Source organism: Bartonella sp. TT110JLCBS, from assembly GCF_042193405.1.
Taxonomy (GTDB): domain Bacteria; phylum Pseudomonadota; class Alphaproteobacteria; order Rhizobiales; family Rhizobiaceae; genus Bartonella.
Map to the genome: position 1 here is coordinate 1 of NZ_JBHILT010000100.1, position 1,397 is coordinate 1,397.

3 protein-coding genes are annotated in these 1,397 nt (G+C 36.6%); all 3 read left to right on the plus strand.

Annotation, left to right across the window (positions count from 1 at the left end; translation table 11 throughout):
- A partial coding sequence (locus tag ACFILW_RS09740) for a hypothetical protein (protein WP_375637850.1) occupies positions 1-615 on the plus strand: 615 nt, incomplete at its 5' end.
- A 388-nt stretch (positions 616-1,003) separates the two neighbouring features.
- On the plus strand, positions 1,004-1,180 hold the full coding sequence (locus tag ACFILW_RS09745) for a hypothetical protein (protein WP_375685720.1): 177 nt from the start codon (positions 1,004-1,006) through the stop codon (positions 1,178-1,180).
- A 96-nt stretch (positions 1,181-1,276) separates the two neighbouring features.
- Complete coding sequence (locus ACFILW_RS09750) at positions 1,277-1,381, plus strand: helix-turn-helix domain-containing protein (RefSeq protein WP_375677871.1); 105 nt, start codon at positions 1,277-1,279, stop codon at positions 1,379-1,381.
- Positions 1,382-1,397 lie beyond the last annotated feature (16 nt).

Below are 1,397 nucleotides of genomic sequence, written 5' to 3' on the forward strand. Positions count from 1 at the left end.
GATGTTACACTTTATCGCATTCGTGCATTAAGAGACTTTGGTGATGTCAAGGCTGGTGATCTTGGTGGTTTTATTGAGAAGGAAGATAACCTCTCTCATGACGGAAATTGCTGGGTTGGTGGTAATGCATGGGCTTTTAGCTACGGTCGTGTTTATGATAACGCTATTGTTTGTGATGATGCTATTGTTTGTGGTCACATTTATGGGAATGCGCATGTATGTGATAAAACCCGCGTGTATGTGGGCGCTCATGTTTATGACGATGCTCATCTTTCTTATAACGCATGGGTTTATCATCATGCACGGGTTTATGGTAATGCAAAATTATCTGGGAGTGCACGTATTCATAGAAATGCAGAAGTTTATGATCATGCTGTTGTTAGTGGCGCAGCGAAAATTTATGGCAAGGTCTATGAAAATGCTAGCGTGGGGTGTCATACTAAAGTTTACGGTTCTGTTTATGGCAATGCGAAGATCTCTGGTTATTTCCATATTAGTGGTAATGTATATGGCAATGCAATAATAAAAAGATCTGCTAGGTTTTCTTTCGTTCCCAGAAATTGTGAGGTTTATGAAGGCGATAATATTGTTAAAACGGTCGCTGAAGTAGCATAAATAACAGGCGCGGGGGGGCGCCTGCTTTTTAAAAATTATGTCACATTAAGCACTAAAAAATCATAAAATTGAAATAATTATTTATATAGGTATATAAATAATCGTGAATAAAATAAAACGTATCATATAGCCATAAAGCGTTTTATAGATAAAAATATTGGAGGGGGTAATGGACACTCTATCTACTAATAAATTAAATAAAAAAGAGAAAAATCCAAATTCCAAACAATCAATTTTAATAACTATAATACGTAGAGTGTTTTCTATCGTTTATAAAATATTACATAAGATATTGAAAACGTGCCTTTTTTTTCTTTTCCTTTTTCTTTTGCTTATTCGTAAACCGGTTATTATTTTAACAGAGTTTATAGCAGGGGGGAGTTTGCTGGTGTTATTTATTTTTTTTACTGGATATGTAGCGGGCTCTACACCTTTTGAACACCAAACAGCAATGGTCATTGGTTATATTGTCTTGATATTTCTAAGTTTAGCTGTCAATTGGGGGTACGATACGCTGCTATTACGGCTAGCTCCTCCTGGTTCTGATCTTATGCTTTTCAAGTAAAAGCTTATTAGAGAATGTTCGTCAAGCTGTAGAGGCATCGCAATGATTGTTGCTCACAAAATAGCTCTAGACTTAAACAATAAACAACGAAGCTACATGGCTCGAGCCAGTGGTTGCGCGCGCTTTGCTTATAATTGGGCACTGAAGGAATGGCAGCAGCAATATGAAGCATGGAGAAAGATAATAATTTACAAAGCCTAATGACTATGCGCTACGT

Excerpts from the sequence above, each read along its gene's own strand:
- ACFILW_RS09750 (WP_375677871.1), top strand. The coding sequence starts at position 1,277 with ATGGCTCGAGCCAGTGGTTGCGCGCGCTTTGCTTATAATTGGGCACTG.